At 47.4% G+C, this 16,664-nt stretch carries 2 protein-coding genes, 43 tRNA genes and 6 rRNA genes; 50 read left to right on the top strand and 1 reads right to left on the bottom strand.

All coding sequences use genetic code 11. From position 1 onward, the window contains the following. Positions 1 to 60 precede the first annotated feature (60 nt). The 39 genes from serS (at position 61) to F3I00_RS08430 (ending at position 14,749) form a co-directional block, all read left to right on the top strand. A complete protein-coding gene (gene serS / locus F3I00_RS08620) occupies positions 61 to 1,371 on the top strand; it encodes a serine--tRNA ligase (RefSeq protein ID WP_020807618.1) in 1,311 nt (436 codons plus the stop codon). Positions 1,372 to 1,835: 464 nt separating this feature from the next. Next, positions 1,836 to 3,408 (top strand): 16S ribosomal RNA (locus tag F3I00_RS08615). Positions 3,409 to 3,628: 220 nt separating this feature from the next. After that, a 23S ribosomal RNA gene (locus F3I00_RS08610) occupies positions 3,629 to 6,534 on the top strand. A gap of 60 nt (positions 6,535 to 6,594) precedes the next feature. Beyond that, positions 6,595 to 6,711 (top strand): 5S ribosomal RNA (gene rrf, locus F3I00_RS08605). Positions 6,712 to 6,716: 5 nt separating this feature from the next. Continuing rightward, positions 6,717 to 6,789 (top strand) — tRNA-Val (locus tag F3I00_RS08600). A 2-nt stretch (positions 6,790 to 6,791) separates the two neighbouring features. Continuing rightward, a tRNA-Lys gene (locus F3I00_RS08595) sits at positions 6,792 to 6,864 on the top strand. A 19-nt stretch (positions 6,865 to 6,883) separates the two neighbouring features. Next, positions 6,884 to 6,968, top strand: a tRNA-Leu gene (locus tag F3I00_RS08590). A gap of 1 nt (position 6,969) precedes the next feature. Next, positions 6,970 to 7,042: transfer RNA gene (locus F3I00_RS08585), tRNA-Thr, on the top strand. Positions 7,043 to 7,062: 20 nt separating this feature from the next. Beyond that, positions 7,063 to 7,134 (top strand) — tRNA-Gly (locus tag F3I00_RS08580). A gap of 12 nt (positions 7,135 to 7,146) precedes the next feature. After that, a tRNA-Leu gene (locus F3I00_RS08575) sits at positions 7,147 to 7,232 on the top strand. A 9-nt stretch (positions 7,233 to 7,241) separates the two neighbouring features. Next, positions 7,242 to 7,315, top strand: a tRNA-Arg gene (locus F3I00_RS08570). Positions 7,316 to 7,320: 5 nt separating this feature from the next. Further along, a tRNA-Pro gene (locus tag F3I00_RS08565) sits at positions 7,321 to 7,394 on the top strand. A 28-nt stretch (positions 7,395 to 7,422) separates the two neighbouring features. Further along, positions 7,423 to 7,496: transfer RNA gene (locus F3I00_RS08560), tRNA-Met, on the top strand. A 13-nt stretch (positions 7,497 to 7,509) separates the two neighbouring features. Next, positions 7,510 to 7,583 (top strand) — tRNA-Ile (locus F3I00_RS08555). 31 nt (positions 7,584 to 7,614) lie between these two features. Beyond that, positions 7,615 to 7,688: transfer RNA gene (locus F3I00_RS08550), tRNA-Met, on the top strand. 3 nt (positions 7,689 to 7,691) lie between these two features. After that, positions 7,692 to 7,764, top strand: a tRNA-Asp gene (locus tag F3I00_RS08545). A 4-nt stretch (positions 7,765 to 7,768) separates the two neighbouring features. Then, positions 7,769 to 7,841, top strand: a tRNA-Phe gene (locus tag F3I00_RS08540). A gap of 17 nt (positions 7,842 to 7,858) precedes the next feature. Continuing rightward, a tRNA-Gly gene (locus tag F3I00_RS08535) sits at positions 7,859 to 7,929 on the top strand. Positions 7,930 to 7,941: 12 nt separating this feature from the next. Beyond that, positions 7,942 to 8,015 (top strand) — tRNA-Ile (locus F3I00_RS08530). Positions 8,016 to 8,017: 2 nt separating this feature from the next. Next, positions 8,018 to 8,107 (top strand) — tRNA-Ser (locus tag F3I00_RS08525). A gap of 370 nt (positions 8,108 to 8,477) precedes the next feature. Then, positions 8,478 to 10,050: ribosomal RNA gene (locus tag F3I00_RS08520) — 16S ribosomal RNA — on the top strand. Between the two features lie 220 nt (positions 10,051 to 10,270). Next, positions 10,271 to 13,176 (top strand): 23S ribosomal RNA (locus F3I00_RS08515). 60 nt (positions 13,177 to 13,236) lie between these two features. Then, positions 13,237 to 13,353: ribosomal RNA gene (gene rrf, locus F3I00_RS08510) — 5S ribosomal RNA — on the top strand. The 16S, 23S and 5S rRNA genes sit together here with 32 tRNA genes alongside, the layout of an rRNA operon. Positions 13,354 to 13,358: 5 nt before the next feature. Next, a tRNA-Val gene (locus F3I00_RS08505) sits at positions 13,359 to 13,431 on the top strand. A gap of 2 nt (positions 13,432 to 13,433) precedes the next feature. Then, positions 13,434 to 13,506: transfer RNA gene (locus tag F3I00_RS08500), tRNA-Lys, on the top strand. A gap of 19 nt (positions 13,507 to 13,525) precedes the next feature. Further along, positions 13,526 to 13,610 (top strand) — tRNA-Leu (locus F3I00_RS08495). Position 13,611: 1 nt separating this feature from the next. Then, positions 13,612 to 13,684, top strand: a tRNA-Thr gene (locus F3I00_RS08490). 20 nt (positions 13,685 to 13,704) lie between these two features. Beyond that, positions 13,705 to 13,776, top strand: a tRNA-Gly gene (locus F3I00_RS08485). Between the two features lie 12 nt (positions 13,777 to 13,788). Continuing rightward, positions 13,789 to 13,874: transfer RNA gene (locus tag F3I00_RS08480), tRNA-Leu, on the top strand. A gap of 9 nt (positions 13,875 to 13,883) precedes the next feature. Further along, positions 13,884 to 13,957, top strand: a tRNA-Arg gene (locus tag F3I00_RS08475). A gap of 5 nt (positions 13,958 to 13,962) precedes the next feature. Continuing rightward, a tRNA-Pro gene (locus F3I00_RS08470) sits at positions 13,963 to 14,036 on the top strand. Positions 14,037 to 14,064: 28 nt separating this feature from the next. Next, a tRNA-Met gene (locus tag F3I00_RS08465) sits at positions 14,065 to 14,138 on the top strand. Positions 14,139 to 14,151: 13 nt separating this feature from the next. Continuing rightward, positions 14,152 to 14,225: transfer RNA gene (locus F3I00_RS08460), tRNA-Ile, on the top strand. 31 nt (positions 14,226 to 14,256) lie between these two features. Then, positions 14,257 to 14,330, top strand: a tRNA-Met gene (locus F3I00_RS08455). A gap of 3 nt (positions 14,331 to 14,333) precedes the next feature. After that, positions 14,334 to 14,406, top strand: a tRNA-Asp gene (locus tag F3I00_RS08450). A 4-nt stretch (positions 14,407 to 14,410) separates the two neighbouring features. Next, a tRNA-Phe gene (locus F3I00_RS08445) sits at positions 14,411 to 14,483 on the top strand. A 17-nt stretch (positions 14,484 to 14,500) separates the two neighbouring features. Then, positions 14,501 to 14,571: transfer RNA gene (locus F3I00_RS08440), tRNA-Gly, on the top strand. A gap of 12 nt (positions 14,572 to 14,583) precedes the next feature. Beyond that, a tRNA-Ile gene (locus F3I00_RS08435) sits at positions 14,584 to 14,657 on the top strand. Between the two features lie 2 nt (positions 14,658 to 14,659). Then, positions 14,660 to 14,749 (top strand) — tRNA-Ser (locus F3I00_RS08430). A 335-nt stretch (positions 14,750 to 15,084) separates the two neighbouring features. Here the strand turns inward: F3I00_RS08430 and F3I00_RS08425 are convergent. Continuing rightward, positions 15,085 to 15,447 (bottom strand): hypothetical protein, encoded by a 363-nt coding sequence (locus F3I00_RS08425; RefSeq protein WP_003650072.1) that lies wholly within the window; start codon positions 15,445 to 15,447, stop codon positions 15,085 to 15,087. 223 nt (positions 15,448 to 15,670) lie between these two features. On the opposite strand from F3I00_RS08425, the gene F3I00_RS08420 reads away from it, so the two are divergent. The 11 genes from F3I00_RS08420 to F3I00_RS08370 all read left to right on the top strand — a co-directional run bounded on the left by F3I00_RS08420 (position 15,671) and on the right by F3I00_RS08370 (position 16,628). Continuing rightward, positions 15,671 to 15,742: transfer RNA gene (locus F3I00_RS08420), tRNA-Glu, on the top strand. Positions 15,743 to 15,767: 25 nt separating this feature from the next. Then, positions 15,768 to 15,858: transfer RNA gene (locus F3I00_RS08415), tRNA-Ser, on the top strand. 7 nt (positions 15,859 to 15,865) lie between these two features. After that, positions 15,866 to 15,939: transfer RNA gene (locus F3I00_RS08410), tRNA-Met, on the top strand. Between the two features lie 3 nt (positions 15,940 to 15,942). Continuing rightward, positions 15,943 to 16,015: transfer RNA gene (locus tag F3I00_RS08405), tRNA-Asp, on the top strand. Between the two features lie 4 nt (positions 16,016 to 16,019). Further along, positions 16,020 to 16,092 (top strand) — tRNA-Phe (locus tag F3I00_RS08400). 4 nt (positions 16,093 to 16,096) lie between these two features. Further along, positions 16,097 to 16,178, top strand: a tRNA-Tyr gene (locus tag F3I00_RS08395). Positions 16,179 to 16,185: 7 nt separating this feature from the next. Then, positions 16,186 to 16,256, top strand: a tRNA-Trp gene (locus tag F3I00_RS08390). A gap of 14 nt (positions 16,257 to 16,270) precedes the next feature. Then, a tRNA-His gene (locus F3I00_RS08385) sits at positions 16,271 to 16,343 on the top strand. 7 nt (positions 16,344 to 16,350) lie between these two features. Next, positions 16,351 to 16,422 (top strand) — tRNA-Gln (locus F3I00_RS08380). Between the two features lie 20 nt (positions 16,423 to 16,442). Beyond that, positions 16,443 to 16,513, top strand: a tRNA-Cys gene (locus F3I00_RS08375). Between the two features lie 31 nt (positions 16,514 to 16,544). Next, positions 16,545 to 16,628: transfer RNA gene (locus F3I00_RS08370), tRNA-Leu, on the top strand. Positions 16,629 to 16,664: the final 36 nt, after the last annotated feature.

Here is a 16,664-nt window from a genome sequence, read left to right as displayed (position 1 = left end):
GTAAGTCGATTCGTCCCAGTGAGAGGGATGAATTGGCTTTTTTTATTTTAAGGAGGAAATATGTTAGACATAAAGGTAATTCGAGAGAATTTAGACTGGTCAAAGAAGAAATTAGCTACACGTGGAATAAAGCCAGAAGAACTAGATAAATTAGTGGCTATTGATAAAGAAAGACGTGAAGCTTTAACTAAAAGTGAGCAATTAAAGCAAAAGCGTAATGAAGTATCCGATCAAATTGCGCAAGCTAAGCGTAATAAAGAAGACGCAAGTGATGCTATTAAGGCAATGCGTGAAGTTGGAAAAGAAATTAAGGATTTAGATAAAGAAGTAGAAGACCTTACCCAAAAACAAAAGTATATTTTACTTCGTTTACCTAACTTCCCAGCAGATTCAGATCCTATTGGACCAGATGAAAGCTATAACGAAGAAGTTCGTAAATGGAATGAACCAACTAAGTTTGATTTTGAACCAAAACCTCACTGGGAAATTGGTACTGAATTAAATATCTTAGACTGGGATACTGCTGCTAAAGTTTCAGGTGCTCGTTTTGTTTACTATAAAGGTGCAGGTGCATTACTTGAACGCGCAGTTTCAAATTTCTTCTTAGATGAAAATACTAAAGATGGTTATACTGAAGTGATTCCACCATATTTAGTAAATGATGCTTCTATGCAAGGAACTGGTCAATTTCCTAAATTTACCGAGGATGTTTATACCATTGTTGATAATGATGATCCTGACAAGCCACGTGATCTAACTTTGATTCCAACTGCAGAGGTTCCATTAGTTAACTACTTCCGCGGTAAGATTTTAGATGCAAAGCAATTACCAATTAATGTTACTGCATTCTCTCCTGCGTTTAGAAGCGAAGCAGGATCTGCGGGACGTGATACGCGTGGATTAATTAGAATGCACGAATTTAGAAAAGTTGAAATGGTAAAAATTGTTGATGAGGACAGTTCGTGGGATGAATTGGAAAAATTAACGCATAACGCTGAACATTTACTTCAAAAGCTCGGCTTACCATATCATGTTGTTGCTCTTTCAACTGGGGATGCAAGTTTTACTAGTGCTAAAACTTATGACCTTGAAGTATGGATGCCAGCTCAAGATAAATATCGTGAAATTTCAAGCTGTTCAAACTGTACGGATTTCCAAGCTCGTCGTAGCTTAATTCGTTATCGTGATGAAAATGGAAAGCTTCATCTTGCTCATACTTTGAATGGATCAGGTTTAGCTGTAGGTAGAACTGTAGCAGCTATTTTAGAAAATTATCAAAATGAAGATGGAACTGTAGATGTACCTGAAGCATTACAACCATACATGCATGGTATGAAAGTAATTACTAAAGAGCCAAAATTTGGTGAATAAAAGTTAAATATAAAAGAAAATGGTATTCAAACATCAAAAGATGTGGGAATACCATTTTTTATTTAATATAGAGTAAGATAGCACTAGATTAGCACTCTAAAAAAATATTGCTAATTTTTAGAAAAAAGGGGTTGACGAAAAGGAGAAAAGTCTGTAAAGTAATACATGCTGTTTGAGGCAAAGCGAGAAGCTTGTCAAGAGAGCAGAAAGATGATAATATTATAAAGCTGTCATTTGAGAGAGATGAGAAAGAGAAAAAAGCTTGTCAAAACTCAAGAGGCATGATATAATATAAAAGTTGTCACACGGCAACGGTAGTACCTTGAAAACTGAACAAAGTTTCGCTGAAAGTGTGCGGGATATAAAAATCCCAAACAAAAGCGAAGTCAATTCGCAAGCAATAAATTTGAGATAACTCAAAGAAAGTTTTAGAGCTAAACGATAAAAAGCTCATTTTCAAGAAGGAAAATGAGAGTTTGATCCTGGCTCAGGACGAACGCTGGCGGCGTGCCTAATACATGCAAGTCGAGCGAGCTTGCCTAGATGAATTTGGTGCTTGCACCAAATGAAACTAGATACAAGCGAGCGGCGGACGGGTGAGTAACACGTGGGTAACCTGCCCAAGAGACTGGGATAACACCTGGAAACAGATGCTAATACCGGATAACAACACTAGACGCATGTCTAGAGTTTAAAAGATGGTTCTGCTATCACTCTTGGATGGACCTGCGGTGCATTAGCTAGTTGGTAAGGTAACGGCTTACCAAGGCAATGATGCATAGCCGAGTTGAGAGACTGATCGGCCACATTGGGACTGAGACACGGCCCAAACTCCTACGGGAGGCAGCAGTAGGGAATCTTCCACAATGGACGCAAGTCTGATGGAGCAACGCCGCGTGAGTGAAGAAGGGTTTCGGCTCGTAAAGCTCTGTTGGTAGTGAAGAAAGATAGAGGTAGTAACTGGCCTTTATTTGACGGTAATTACTTAGAAAGTCACGGCTAACTACGTGCCAGCAGCCGCGGTAATACGTAGGTGGCAAGCGTTGTCCGGATTTATTGGGCGTAAAGCGAGTGCAGGCGGTTCAATAAGTCTGATGTGAAAGCCTTCGGCTCAACCGGAGAATTGCATCAGAAACTGTTGAACTTGAGTGCAGAAGAGGAGAGTGGAACTCCATGTGTAGCGGTGGAATGCGTAGATATATGGAAGAACACCAGTGGCGAAGGCGGCTCTCTGGTCTGCAACTGACGCTGAGGCTCGAAAGCATGGGTAGCGAACAGGATTAGATACCCTGGTAGTCCATGCCGTAAACGATGAGTGCTAAGTGTTGGGAGGTTTCCGCCTCTCAGTGCTGCAGCTAACGCATTAAGCACTCCGCCTGGGGAGTACGACCGCAAGGTTGAAACTCAAAGGAATTGACGGGGGCCCGCACAAGCGGTGGAGCATGTGGTTTAATTCGAAGCAACGCGAAGAACCTTACCAGGTCTTGACATCCAGTGCAAACCTAAGAGATTAGGAGTTCCCTTCGGGGACGCTGAGACAGGTGGTGCATGGCTGTCGTCAGCTCGTGTCGTGAGATGTTGGGTTAAGTCCCGCAACGAGCGCAACCCTTGTCATTAGTTGCCATCATTAAGTTGGGCACTCTAATGAGACTGCCGGTGACAAACCGGAGGAAGGTGGGGATGACGTCAAGTCATCATGCCCCTTATGACCTGGGCTACACACGTGCTACAATGGACGGTACAACGAGAAGCGAACCTGCGAAGGCAAGCGGATCTCTGAAAGCCGTTCTCAGTTCGGACTGTAGGCTGCAACTCGCCTACACGAAGCTGGAATCGCTAGTAATCGCGGATCAGCACGCCGCGGTGAATACGTTCCCGGGCCTTGTACACACCGCCCGTCACACCATGAGAGTCTGTAACACCCAAAGCCGGTGGGATAACCTTTATAGGAGTCAGCCGTCTAAGGTAGGACAGATGATTAGGGTGAAGTCGTAACAAGGTAGCCGTAGGAGAACCTGCGGCTGGATCACCTCCTTTCTAAGGAAGGCGAAAGATGATGGAGAGTGCGAGAGCACTAAAGAGAAGTCATCGAGAAAGCCAAGCGGAAGCACACTGAGAAACTTTGTTTAGTTTTGAGGGTAATACCTCAGAGAGCTAGTACATTGAAAACTGAATATAATCTAAAGCAAAAAACCGAGACAATCGAAAAAACAGATTGAAGAGCGACCGAGAAGAGAGAGAAACTCAACTTGAAATAGGTCAAGTAGAAAAGGGCGCATGGTGAATGCCTAGGCACTAGAAGCCGATGAAGGACGTGACGAACCACGAAAGGCTTCGGGGAGCAGTAAGTAAGCGATGATCCGGAGATATCCGAATGGGGGAACCCAATACCGCGAGGTATTATCAAGAGCTGTTAAGGCTGTTGAAGGAAGACGCAGTGAACTGAAACATCTAAGTAGCTGCAGGAAGAGAAAGAAAAATCGATTTCCCAAGTAGCGGCGAGCGAACAGGAAAGAGCCCAAACCAGCTGGCTTGCCAGTTGGGGTAGTAGGACTGCAATAAAGTACTTGAAGCGATAGCAGAATTATCTGGAAAGATAAGCCAGAGAGGGTGAGAGCCCCGTAAGCGAAATTGCAGAGAGACTTAGCAGGATCCTGAGTAGGTCGGGACACGAGGAATCCCGATTGAAACCGCGAGGACCATCTCGCAAGGCTAAATACTAACTAGTGACCGATAGTGAACCAGTACCGTGAGGGAAAGGTGAAAAGAACCCCGGAAGGGGAGTGAAAGAGAACCTGAAACCGTGTGCCTACAAGTAGTCAAAGCACATTAAAGTGTAATGGCGTGCCTTTTGTAGAATGAACCGGCGAGTTACGTTATGGTGCAAGGTTAAGTCAGAAAAGACGGAGCCGGAGCGAAAGCGAGTCTGAAGAGGGCGAGAGAGTATCATGACGTAGACCCGAAACCAAGTGACCTACCCATGACCAGGTTGAAGGCGTGGTAAAACACGCTGGAGGACCGAACCCACGTGAGTTAAAAATCGCGGGGATGAGTTGTGGGTAGCGGTGAAATTCCAAACGAACTTGGAGATAGCTGGTTCTCTCCGAAATAGCTTTAGGGCTAGCCTCGTGTGAATGATAATGGAGGTAGAGCGCTGTTTGGACTAGGGGCCCGTCAGGGGTTACTGAATCCAGATAAACTCCGAATGCCAGATATCAATGCACGGGAGTCAGACTGCGAGTGATAAGATCCGTAGTCGAAAGGGAAACAGCCCAGATCACCAGTTAAGGTCCCCAAATCTATGCTAAGTGGAAAAGGATGTGGAGTTGCGTAGACAACTAGGATGTTGGCTTAGAAGCAGCCACCATTTAAAGAGTGCGTAATAGCTCACTAGTCGAGTGACGCTGCGCCGAAAATGTACCGGGGCTAAGCATAGTACCGAAACTGTGGATGCATATCAAAGGATATGCGTGGTAGGAGAGCGTTCTAAGAGCGGCGAAGTTAGATCGAGAGGACTAATGGAGCGCTTAGAAGTGAGAATGCCGGTATGAGTAGCGAAAGATAGGTGAGAATCCTATCCGCCGAAAGACTAAGGTTTCCTGGGGCAGGCTCGTCCGCCCAGGGTAAGTCGGGACCTAAGGTAAGGCCGAGAGGCGTAGCCGATGGACAACAGGTAGAGATTCCTGTACTGAAATTGTTCGATAAGAGCAAAGGAGGGACGCAGGAGGCTAATGACGCATGTAGCTGGAAAAACATGTGCAAGCAGTAAGAAAAAAGATGAGTCAAATGCTTATGTTTAGATTTCAAGCTGTGACGCGGAGTGAAATCAAAGTAGCGAAGGTCATGATGTCACACTGCCAAGAAAAGCTTCTAGCCAGAGCAATTTTACCCGTACCGCAAACCGACACAGGTAGTCGAGTGGAGAACACTCAGGTGAGCGAGAGAACTCTCGTTAAGGAACTCGGCAAAATGACCCCGTAACTTCGGGAGAAGGGGTGCTGATGGTAAAAGATCAGCCGCAGTGAATAGGCCCAAACAACTGTTTATCAAAAACACAGGTATCTGCAAAATCGTAAGATGACGTATAGGTGCTGACACCTGCCCGGTGCTGGAAGGTTAAGAGGAGAGCTTAGCGCAAGCGAAGGTTTGAATTGAAGCCCCAGTAAACGGCGGCCGTAACTATAACGGTCCTAAGGTAGCGAAATTCCTTGTCGGGTAAGTTCCGACCTGCACGAAAGGTGTAATGATTTGGGCACTGTCTCAACGAGAGACTCGGTGAAATTATAATACCCGTGAAGATGCGGGTTACCCGCGACAGGACGGAAAGACCCCATGGAGCTTTACTGTAGCTTGATATTGAGTATTTGTTAAACATGTACAGGATAGGTAGGAGCCAGAGAAAGTAGGACGCTAGTCTTACTGGAGGCAATGTTGGGATACTACCCTTGTTTGATGGATCCTCTAACTCGCAGAGCTGAGCGTTCTGGAGGACAGTGTCAGGTGGGCAGTTTGACTGGGGCGGTCGCCTCCTAAAATGTAACGGAGGCGCCCAAAGGTTCCCTCAGAATGGTTGGAAATCATTCGCAGAGTGTAAAGGTATAAGGGAGCTTGACTGCGAGAGGTACACCTCGAGCAGGGACGAAAGTCGGGCTTAGTGATCTGGTGGTACTGCATGGAAAGGCCATCACTCAACGGATAAAAGCTACCCTGGGGATAACAGGCTTATCTCCCCCAAGAGTTCACATCGACGGGGAGGTTTGGCACCTCGATGTCGGCTCGTCGCATCCTGGGGCTGAAGTCGGTCCCAAGGGTTGGGCTGTTCGCCCATTAAAGCGGCACGCGAGCTGGGTTCAGAACGTCGTGAGACAGTTCGGTCCCTATCCGTCGTGGGCGTAGGAAATTTGAGAGGAGCTGTCCTTAGTACGAGAGGACCGGGATGGACATACCGCTGGTGTACCAGTTGTCTTGCCAAAGGCATCGCTGGGTAGCTATGTATGGAAGGGATAAGCGCTGAAAGCATCTAAGTGCGAAGCCCCCCTCAAGATGAGATTTCCGATGCGCAAGCAGTAAGACACCTTAAAGACGATGAGGTAGATAGGCTAGGAGTGGAAGCATAGCGATATGTGGAGCGGACTAGTACTAATCAGTCGAGCACTTGACCAAAGCTCAAAGGTTTAGAGCGGAAGATTATATTCAGTTTTGAGTGTAAAAGCTCAGAAAGAGTACGGTGGCGATGGCAAGAAGAATACACCTGTTCCCATGCCGAACACAGAAGTTAAGCTTCTTAACGCCGAGAGTAGTTGGTGGGAAACTGCCTGCGAGGGTAGGCAGTCGCCGTGCTAAATGGAGGATTAGCTCAGCTGGGAGAGCATCTGCCTTACAAGCAGGAGGTCACAGGTTCGAGCCCTGTATCCTCCATTGAGTCGTTAGCTCAGTTGGTAGAGCATCTGACTTTTAATCAGAGGATCGGCAGTTCGAGCCTGCCACGACTCATTGGCCCAGAAAAACTCAAGCGGGTGTGGCGGAATTGGCAGACGCGCTAGATTTAGGTTCTAGTGTTTTCGGACGTGTGGGTTCAAGTCCCACCACCCGTACCATGCCGATTTAGCTCAGTTGGTAGAGCATCTGTCTTGTAAACAGGGGGTCGAAGGTTCGAGTCCTTTAATCGGCATAAAAATTGAATAAAAAAATGCGGAAGTAGTTCAGTGGTAGAACATCACCTTGCCATGGTGGGGGTCGCGGGTTCGAATCCCGTCTTCCGCTTATCATTATCATGCCGGGGTGGCGGAACTGGCAGACGCACGGGACTTAAAATCCCGCGGTTGGTGACAACCGTACCGGTTCGATTCCGGTCCTCGGCATATAATGATGCACCCTTAGCGCAACTGGATAGAGTGTCTGACTACGAATCAGAAGGTTGAAGGTTCAAATCCTTCAGGGTGCACACTTCGGGAAGTGGCTCAGTTTGGTAGAGCACCTGGTTTGGGACCAGGGGGTCGCAGGTTCGAATCCTGTCTTCCCGATTGTAGCTTAAACAGGAAGTTACAGGATGGCGGTGTAGCTCAGCTGGCTAGAGCGTCCGGTTCATACCCGGGAGGTCGAGGGTTCGATCCCCCCCGCCGCTATAGAGGTAAGCTTGGACCTTTAGCTCAGTTGGTTAGAGCAGACGGCTCATAACCGTCGGGTCGTAGGTTCGAGTCCTACAAGGTCCATAGGATCTTGGCTTTTTTTATATAAAAACATCGCGGGATGGAGCAGTCTGGTAGCTCGTCGGGCTCATAACCCGAAGGTCATAGGTTCAAATCCTGTTCCCGCAATATGGTCCCTTGGTGTAGGGGTTATCACGCCTCCCTGTCACGGAGGAGATCACCGGTCCGAATCCGGTAGGGACCGTAATGGCTCGATAGCTCAGTTGGTAGAGCAAAGGATTGAAGCTCCTTGTGTCGGCGGTTCGATTCCGTCTCGCGCCATTAGGAAGCAAGAAGTTGCGGGTATAGTTTAGTGGTAAAACGAAAGCCTTCCAAGCTTTAGTCGCGAGTCCGATTCTCGTTACCCGCTTCAAAGGAAAAGGGGCCTATAGCTCAGCTGGTTAGAGCGCACGCCTGATAAGCGTGAGGTCGATGGTTCAAGTCCATTTAGGCCCATTGGAGATTTACTCAAGTGGCTGAAGAGGCGCCCCTGCTAAGGGTGTAGGTCGGTTTATACCGGCGCGAGGGTTCGAATCTCTCAATCTCCGCTTTGCAGATGTGCTTCATTTTTTAATGGAGCATTTTATTTTCCTTTGATTTAAAGTCTGTAAAGTAATACATGCTGTTTGAGGCAAAGCGAGAAGCTTGTCAAGAGAGCAGAAAGATGATAATATTATAAAGCTGTCATTTGAGAGAGATGAGAAAGAGAAAAAAGCTTGTCAAAACTCAAGAGGCATGATATAATATAAAAGTTGTCACACGGCAACGGTAGTACCTTGAAAACTGAACAAAGTTTCGCTGAAAGTGTGCGGGATATAAAAATCCCAAACAAAAGCGAAGTCAATTCGCAAGCAATAAATTTGAGATAACTCAAAGAAAGTTTTAGAGCTAAACGATAAAAAGCTCATTTTCAAGAAGGAAAATGAGAGTTTGATCCTGGCTCAGGACGAACGCTGGCGGCGTGCCTAATACATGCAAGTCGAGCGAGCTTGCCTAGATGAATTTGGTGCTTGCACCAAATGAAACTAGATACAAGCGAGCGGCGGACGGGTGAGTAACACGTGGGTAACCTGCCCAAGAGACTGGGATAACACCTGGAAACAGATGCTAATACCGGATAACAACACTAGACGCATGTCTAGAGTTTAAAAGATGGTTCTGCTATCACTCTTGGATGGACCTGCGGTGCATTAGCTAGTTGGTAAGGTAACGGCTTACCAAGGCAATGATGCATAGCCGAGTTGAGAGACTGATCGGCCACATTGGGACTGAGACACGGCCCAAACTCCTACGGGAGGCAGCAGTAGGGAATCTTCCACAATGGACGCAAGTCTGATGGAGCAACGCCGCGTGAGTGAAGAAGGGTTTCGGCTCGTAAAGCTCTGTTGGTAGTGAAGAAAGATAGAGGTAGTAACTGGCCTTTATTTGACGGTAATTACTTAGAAAGTCACGGCTAACTACGTGCCAGCAGCCGCGGTAATACGTAGGTGGCAAGCGTTGTCCGGATTTATTGGGCGTAAAGCGAGTGCAGGCGGTTCAATAAGTCTGATGTGAAAGCCTTCGGCTCAACCGGAGAATTGCATCAGAAACTGTTGAACTTGAGTGCAGAAGAGGAGAGTGGAACTCCATGTGTAGCGGTGGAATGCGTAGATATATGGAAGAACACCAGTGGCGAAGGCGGCTCTCTGGTCTGCAACTGACGCTGAGGCTCGAAAGCATGGGTAGCGAACAGGATTAGATACCCTGGTAGTCCATGCCGTAAACGATGAGTGCTAAGTGTTGGGAGGTTTCCGCCTCTCAGTGCTGCAGCTAACGCATTAAGCACTCCGCCTGGGGAGTACGACCGCAAGGTTGAAACTCAAAGGAATTGACGGGGGCCCGCACAAGCGGTGGAGCATGTGGTTTAATTCGAAGCAACGCGAAGAACCTTACCAGGTCTTGACATCCAGTGCAAACCTAAGAGATTAGGAGTTCCCTTCGGGGACGCTGAGACAGGTGGTGCATGGCTGTCGTCAGCTCGTGTCGTGAGATGTTGGGTTAAGTCCCGCAACGAGCGCAACCCTTGTCATTAGTTGCCATCATTAAGTTGGGCACTCTAATGAGACTGCCGGTGACAAACCGGAGGAAGGTGGGGATGACGTCAAGTCATCATGCCCCTTATGACCTGGGCTACACACGTGCTACAATGGACGGTACAACGAGAAGCGAACCTGCGAAGGCAAGCGGATCTCTGAAAGCCGTTCTCAGTTCGGACTGTAGGCTGCAACTCGCCTACACGAAGCTGGAATCGCTAGTAATCGCGGATCAGCACGCCGCGGTGAATACGTTCCCGGGCCTTGTACACACCGCCCGTCACACCATGAGAGTCTGTAACACCCAAAGCCGGTGGGATAACCTTTATAGGAGTCAGCCGTCTAAGGTAGGACAGATGATTAGGGTGAAGTCGTAACAAGGTAGCCGTAGGAGAACCTGCGGCTGGATCACCTCCTTTCTAAGGAAGGCGAAAGATGATGGAGAGTGCGAGAGCACTAAAGAGAAGTCATCGAGAAAGCCAAGCGGAAGCACACTGAGAAACTTTGTTTAGTTTTGAGGGTAATACCTCAGAGAGCTAGTACATTGAAAACTGAATATAATCTAAAGCAAAAAACCGAGACAATCGAAAAAACAGATTGAAGAGCGACCGAGAAGAGAGAGAAACTCAACTTGAAATAGGTCAAGTAGAAAAGGGCGCATGGTGAATGCCTAGGCACTAGAAGCCGATGAAGGACGTGACGAACCACGAAAGGCTTCGGGGAGCAGTAAGTAAGCGATGATCCGGAGATATCCGAATGGGGGAACCCAATACCGCGAGGTATTATCAAGAGCTGTTAAGGCTGTTGAAGGAAGACGCAGTGAACTGAAACATCTAAGTAGCTGCAGGAAGAGAAAGAAAAATCGATTTCCCAAGTAGCGGCGAGCGAACAGGAAAGAGCCCAAACCAGCTGGCTTGCCAGTTGGGGTAGTAGGACTGCAATAAAGTACTTGAAGCGATAGCAGAATTATCTGGAAAGATAAGCCAGAGAGGGTGAGAGCCCCGTAAGCGAAATTGCAGAGAGACTTAGCAGGATCCTGAGTAGGTCGGGACACGAGGAATCCCGATTGAAACCGCGAGGACCATCTCGCAAGGCTAAATACTAACTAGTGACCGATAGTGAACCAGTACCGTGAGGGAAAGGTGAAAAGAACCCCGGAAGGGGAGTGAAAGAGAACCTGAAACCGTGTGCCTACAAGTAGTCAAAGCACATTAAAGTGTAATGGCGTGCCTTTTGTAGAATGAACCGGCGAGTTACGTTATGGTGCAAGGTTAAGTCAGAAAAGACGGAGCCGGAGCGAAAGCGAGTCTGAAGAGGGCGAGAGAGTATCATGACGTAGACCCGAAACCAAGTGACCTACCCATGACCAGGTTGAAGGCGTGGTAAAACACGCTGGAGGACCGAACCCACGTGAGTTAAAAATCGCGGGGATGAGTTGTGGGTAGCGGTGAAATTCCAAACGAACTTGGAGATAGCTGGTTCTCTCCGAAATAGCTTTAGGGCTAGCCTCGTGTGAATGATAATGGAGGTAGAGCGCTGTTTGGACTAGGGGCCCGTCAGGGGTTACTGAATCCAGATAAACTCCGAATGCCAGATATCAATGCACGGGAGTCAGACTGCGAGTGATAAGATCCGTAGTCGAAAGGGAAACAGCCCAGATCACCAGTTAAGGTCCCCAAATCTATGCTAAGTGGAAAAGGATGTGGAGTTGCGTAGACAACTAGGATGTTGGCTTAGAAGCAGCCACCATTTAAAGAGTGCGTAATAGCTCACTAGTCGAGTGACGCTGCGCCGAAAATGTACCGGGGCTAAGCATAGTACCGAAACTGTGGATGCATATCAAAGGATATGCGTGGTAGGAGAGCGTTCTAAGAGCGGCGAAGTTAGATCGAGAGGACTAATGGAGCGCTTAGAAGTGAGAATGCCGGTATGAGTAGCGAAAGATAGGTGAGAATCCTATCCGCCGAAAGACTAAGGTTTCCTGGGGCAGGCTCGTCCGCCCAGGGTAAGTCGGGACCTAAGGTAAGGCCGAGAGGCGTAGCCGATGGACAACAGGTAGAGATTCCTGTACTGAAATTGTTCGATAAGAGCAAAGGAGGGACGCAGGAGGCTAATGACGCATGTAGCTGGAAAAACATGTGCAAGCAGTAAGAAAAAAGATGAGTCAAATGCTTATGTTTAGATTTCAAGCTGTGACGCGGAGTGAAATCAAAGTAGCGAAGGTCATGATGTCACACTGCCAAGAAAAGCTTCTAGCCAGAGCAATTTTACCCGTACCGCAAACCGACACAGGTAGTCGAGTGGAGAACACTCAGGTGAGCGAGAGAACTCTCGTTAAGGAACTCGGCAAAATGACCCCGTAACTTCGGGAGAAGGGGTGCTGATGGTAAAAGATCAGCCGCAGTGAATAGGCCCAAACAACTGTTTATCAAAAACACAGGTATCTGCAAAATCGTAAGATGACGTATAGGTGCTGACACCTGCCCGGTGCTGGAAGGTTAAGAGGAGAGCTTAGCGCAAGCGAAGGTTTGAATTGAAGCCCCAGTAAACGGCGGCCGTAACTATAACGGTCCTAAGGTAGCGAAATTCCTTGTCGGGTAAGTTCCGACCTGCACGAAAGGTGTAATGATTTGGGCACTGTCTCAACGAGAGACTCGGTGAAATTATAATACCCGTGAAGATGCGGGTTACCCGCGACAGGACGGAAAGACCCCATGGAGCTTTACTGTAGCTTGATATTGAGTATTTGTTAAACATGTACAGGATAGGTAGGAGCCAGAGAAAGTAGGACGCTAGTCTTACTGGAGGCAATGTTGGGATACTACCCTTGTTTGATGGATCCTCTAACTCGCAGAGCTGAGCGTTCTGGAGGACAGTGTCAGGTGGGCAGTTTGACTGGGGCGGTCGCCTCCTAAAATGTAACGGAGGCGCCCAAAGGTTCCCTCAGAATGGTTGGAAATCATTCGCAGAGTGTAAAGGTATAAGGGAGCTTGACTGCGAGAGGTACACCTCGAGCAGGGACGAAAGTCGGGCTTAGTGATCTGGTGGTACTGCATGGAAAGGCCATCACTCAACGGATAAAAGCTACCCTGGGGATAACAGGCTTATCTCCCCCAAGAGTTCACATCGACGGGGAGGTTTGGCACCTCGATGTCGGCTCGTCGCATCCTGGGGCTGAAGTCGGTCCCAAGGGTTGGGCTGTTCGCCCATTAAAGCGGCACGCGAGCTGGGTTCAGAACGTCGTGAGACAGTTCGGTCCCTATCCGTCGTGGGCGTAGGAAATTTGAGAGGAGCTGTCCTTAGTACGAGAGGACCGGGATGGACATACCGCTGGTGTACCAGTTGTCTTGCCAAAGGCATCGCTGGGTAGCTATGTATGGAAGGGATAAGCGCTGAAAGCATCTAAGTGCGAAGCCCCCCTCAAGATGAGATTTCCGATGCGCAAGCAGTAAGACACCTTAAAGACGATGAGGTAGATAGGCTAGGAGTGGAAGCATAGCGATATGTGGAGCGGACTAGTACTAATCAGTCGAGCACTTGACCAAAGCTCAAAGGTTTAGAGCGGAAGATTATATTCAGTTTTGAGTGTAAAAGCTCAGAAAGAGTACGGTGGCGATGGCAAGAAGAATACACCTGTTCCCATGCCGAACACAGAAGTTAAGCTTCTTAACGCCGAGAGTAGTTGGTGGGAAACTGCCTGCGAGGGTAGGCAGTCGCCGTGCTAAATGGAGGATTAGCTCAGCTGGGAGAGCATCTGCCTTACAAGCAGGAGGTCACAGGTTCGAGCCCTGTATCCTCCATTGAGTCGTTAGCTCAGTTGGTAGAGCATCTGACTTTTAATCAGAGGATCGGCAGTTCGAGCCTGCCACGACTCATTGGCCCAGAAAAACTCAAGCGGGTGTGGCGGAATTGGCAGACGCGCTAGATTTAGGTTCTAGTGTTTTCGGACGTGTGGGTTCAAGTCCCACCACCCGTACCATGCCGATTTAGCTCAGTTGGTAGAGCATCTGTCTTGTAAACAGGGGGTCGAAGGTTCGAGTCCTTTAATCGGCATAAAAATTGAATAAAAAAATGCGGAAGTAGTTCAGTGGTAGAACATCACCTTGCCATGGTGGGGGTCGCGGGTTCGAATCCCGTCTTCCGCTTATCATTATCATGCCGGGGTGGCGGAACTGGCAGACGCACGGGACTTAAAATCCCGCGGTTGGTGACAACCGTACCGGTTCGATTCCGGTCCTCGGCATATAATGATGCACCCTTAGCGCAACTGGATAGAGTGTCTGACTACGAATCAGAAGGTTGAAGGTTCAAATCCTTCAGGGTGCACACTTCGGGAAGTGGCTCAGTTTGGTAGAGCACCTGGTTTGGGACCAGGGGGTCGCAGGTTCGAATCCTGTCTTCCCGATTGTAGCTTAAACAGGAAGTTACAGGATGGCGGTGTAGCTCAGCTGGCTAGAGCGTCCGGTTCATACCCGGGAGGTCGAGGGTTCGATCCCCCCCGCCGCTATAGAGGTAAGCTTGGACCTTTAGCTCAGTTGGTTAGAGCAGACGGCTCATAACCGTCGGGTCGTAGGTTCGAGTCCTACAAGGTCCATAGGATCTTGGCTTTTTTTATATAAAAACATCGCGGGATGGAGCAGTCTGGTAGCTCGTCGGGCTCATAACCCGAAGGTCATAGGTTCAAATCCTGTTCCCGCAATATGGTCCCTTGGTGTAGGGGTTATCACGCCTCCCTGTCACGGAGGAGATCACCGGTCCGAATCCGGTAGGGACCGTAATGGCTCGATAGCTCAGTTGGTAGAGCAAAGGATTGAAGCTCCTTGTGTCGGCGGTTCGATTCCGTCTCGCGCCATTAGGAAGCAAGAAGTTGCGGGTATAGTTTAGTGGTAAAACGAAAGCCTTCCAAGCTTTAGTCGCGAGTCCGATTCTCGTTACCCGCTTCAAAGGAAAAGGGGCCTATAGCTCAGCTGGTTAGAGCGCACGCCTGATAAGCGTGAGGTCGATGGTTCAAGTCCATTTAGGCCCATTGGAGATTTACTCAAGTGGCTGAAGAGGCGCCCCTGCTAAGGGTGTAGGTCGGTTTATACCGGCGCGAGGGTTCGAATCTCTCAATCTCCGCTTTGAATTAAGCACATTGGAATATTCCAATGTGCTTTTTTATGTGCTAAGAAAAAGTAGTTATTCAGTATGATAGTAGCGTTTTTATAATAAGAAAAAATTCGCTTATCAAAGAGATTTTACAAATTTTGAGCACATTTATCTTAAAAGCTAAAAAACAACTCTAAATTAGTTATATATGTCTATTTAAGAGTATATTAATAAGTAGTTTAGATCTTATTAAGGGTTTCGCAGGAAAAATGTGATTTTTAACTAATCTTAGATTTTTGCTCAAAAGAAAAATCTTACTAAATCAAGGCTATTATCAGTCTCAAGATTTAGTAAGATTTTTCAATTTATTTATTTTTGGTTTTTAAATCTTTAAGTAATCGAATAATTTCATTATTTTGCTTAATTAAGATCCAGTTTTGTAGCTTTAAAGTCTCTTCAGGTGAAACTCCGTCCATTAAATCACTTTGAGCAGTTTTATGGAGAAGAGATATATAGGACGGTTCGACATGTTTAATTTCGTGTTCGGCCAAATATTTATTGGTCAAATTATCTATATACTCATTAACTTGATTAGCGTCTTTTTCAATTAATTCTTCTTTTTGCCAGGGTGTTAATTTCGCGTGATCTTCGCAAATTAAGTTTCCGTCAGCGAGTTTTAATAGTTTTTTGCTGTTTTTATTGTCAATAATACATTTGTTACTAGACATAACGTACCTCCATATACGCTAAGTGTAGCACCTTTATTAAGCGATAGAGAGTAAAAATGCAATAAAAGAAAAAAAGTTCAAATTAGGGGTTGCATCAACTGGGTGTTTTTAGTAATATAGTTATTGCTGATGCGGAAGGTAATACAAAGCAACGCATCAAAAAATAAAAACTTGTTGACATTGCTTTATAAATAGAGTATGATTAATAAGTACGTTAAAAAACGACCCGTTGGTCAAGTGGTTAAGACACCGCCCTTTCACGGCGGTAACATGAGTTCAAATCTCGTACGGGTCATTACCATATTAAAGATGGTATAAATGGAGGATTACCCAAGTCCGGCTGAAGGGAACGGTCTTGAAAACCGTCAGGCGGGTTCTGCCCGCGCGTGGGTCCGAATCCCACATCCTCCTTAATCATCGCGGGATGGAGCAGTCTGGTAGCTCGTCGGGCTCATAACCCGAAGGTCATAGGTTCAAATCCTATTCCCGCAATATGGTCCCTTAGTGTAGTGGTTATCACGCCTCCCTGTCACGGAGGAGATCACCGGTCCGAATCCGGTAGGGACCGTAATGGCTCGATAGCTCAGTTGGTAGAGCAAAGGATTGAAGCTCCTTGTGTCGGCGGTTCGATTCCGTCTCGCGCCATTCTGGAGGCCTAGCGAAGTGGCTAAACGCGGCGGTCTGTAAAACCGCTCTCTCTGAGTTCGGTGGTTCGAATCCACTGGCCTCCATTTAAATAGGGATATCGTATAAAGGTAGTACATCGGTCTCCAAAACCGCTAGTGTGGGTTCAATTCCTACTATCCCTGTTTTTAATATTATGGCGGAATTGGTGAAGTGGTTAACACACCGGTTTGTGGATCCGGCATGCGTGGGTTCGATCCCCACATTCCGCCCTAACATTGGGATATAGCCAAGTGGTAAGGCAATGGACTTTGACTTCATCATGCGTTGGTTCGAATCCAACTATCCCAATTTGTTAATGATCAGAGGTTGGCGGTGTAGCCAAGTGGTAAGGCACGGGTCTGCAAAACCCTAATCATCGGTTCAAATCCGATCACCGCCTTCGCCTGAATTTCCTGATTAATTTTATTTATGGCGGTGTGGCGGAATTGGCAGACGCGTCAGACTCAAAATCTGGTGTCCCCTGGGACGTATCGGTTCGACCCCGATCACCGCTATTTATTCAGACATTCTGGCAAAAAGACGTGAGTTAG

The organism is Lactobacillus sp. JM1, assembly GCF_009834385.1.
GTDB classification, from domain to species: domain Bacteria; phylum Bacillota; class Bacilli; order Lactobacillales; family Lactobacillaceae; genus Lactobacillus; species Lactobacillus paragasseri.
The sequence above is the reverse complement of the archived record's forward strand: the minus strand, read 5'-3'. Positions and strand labels throughout refer to the sequence as shown.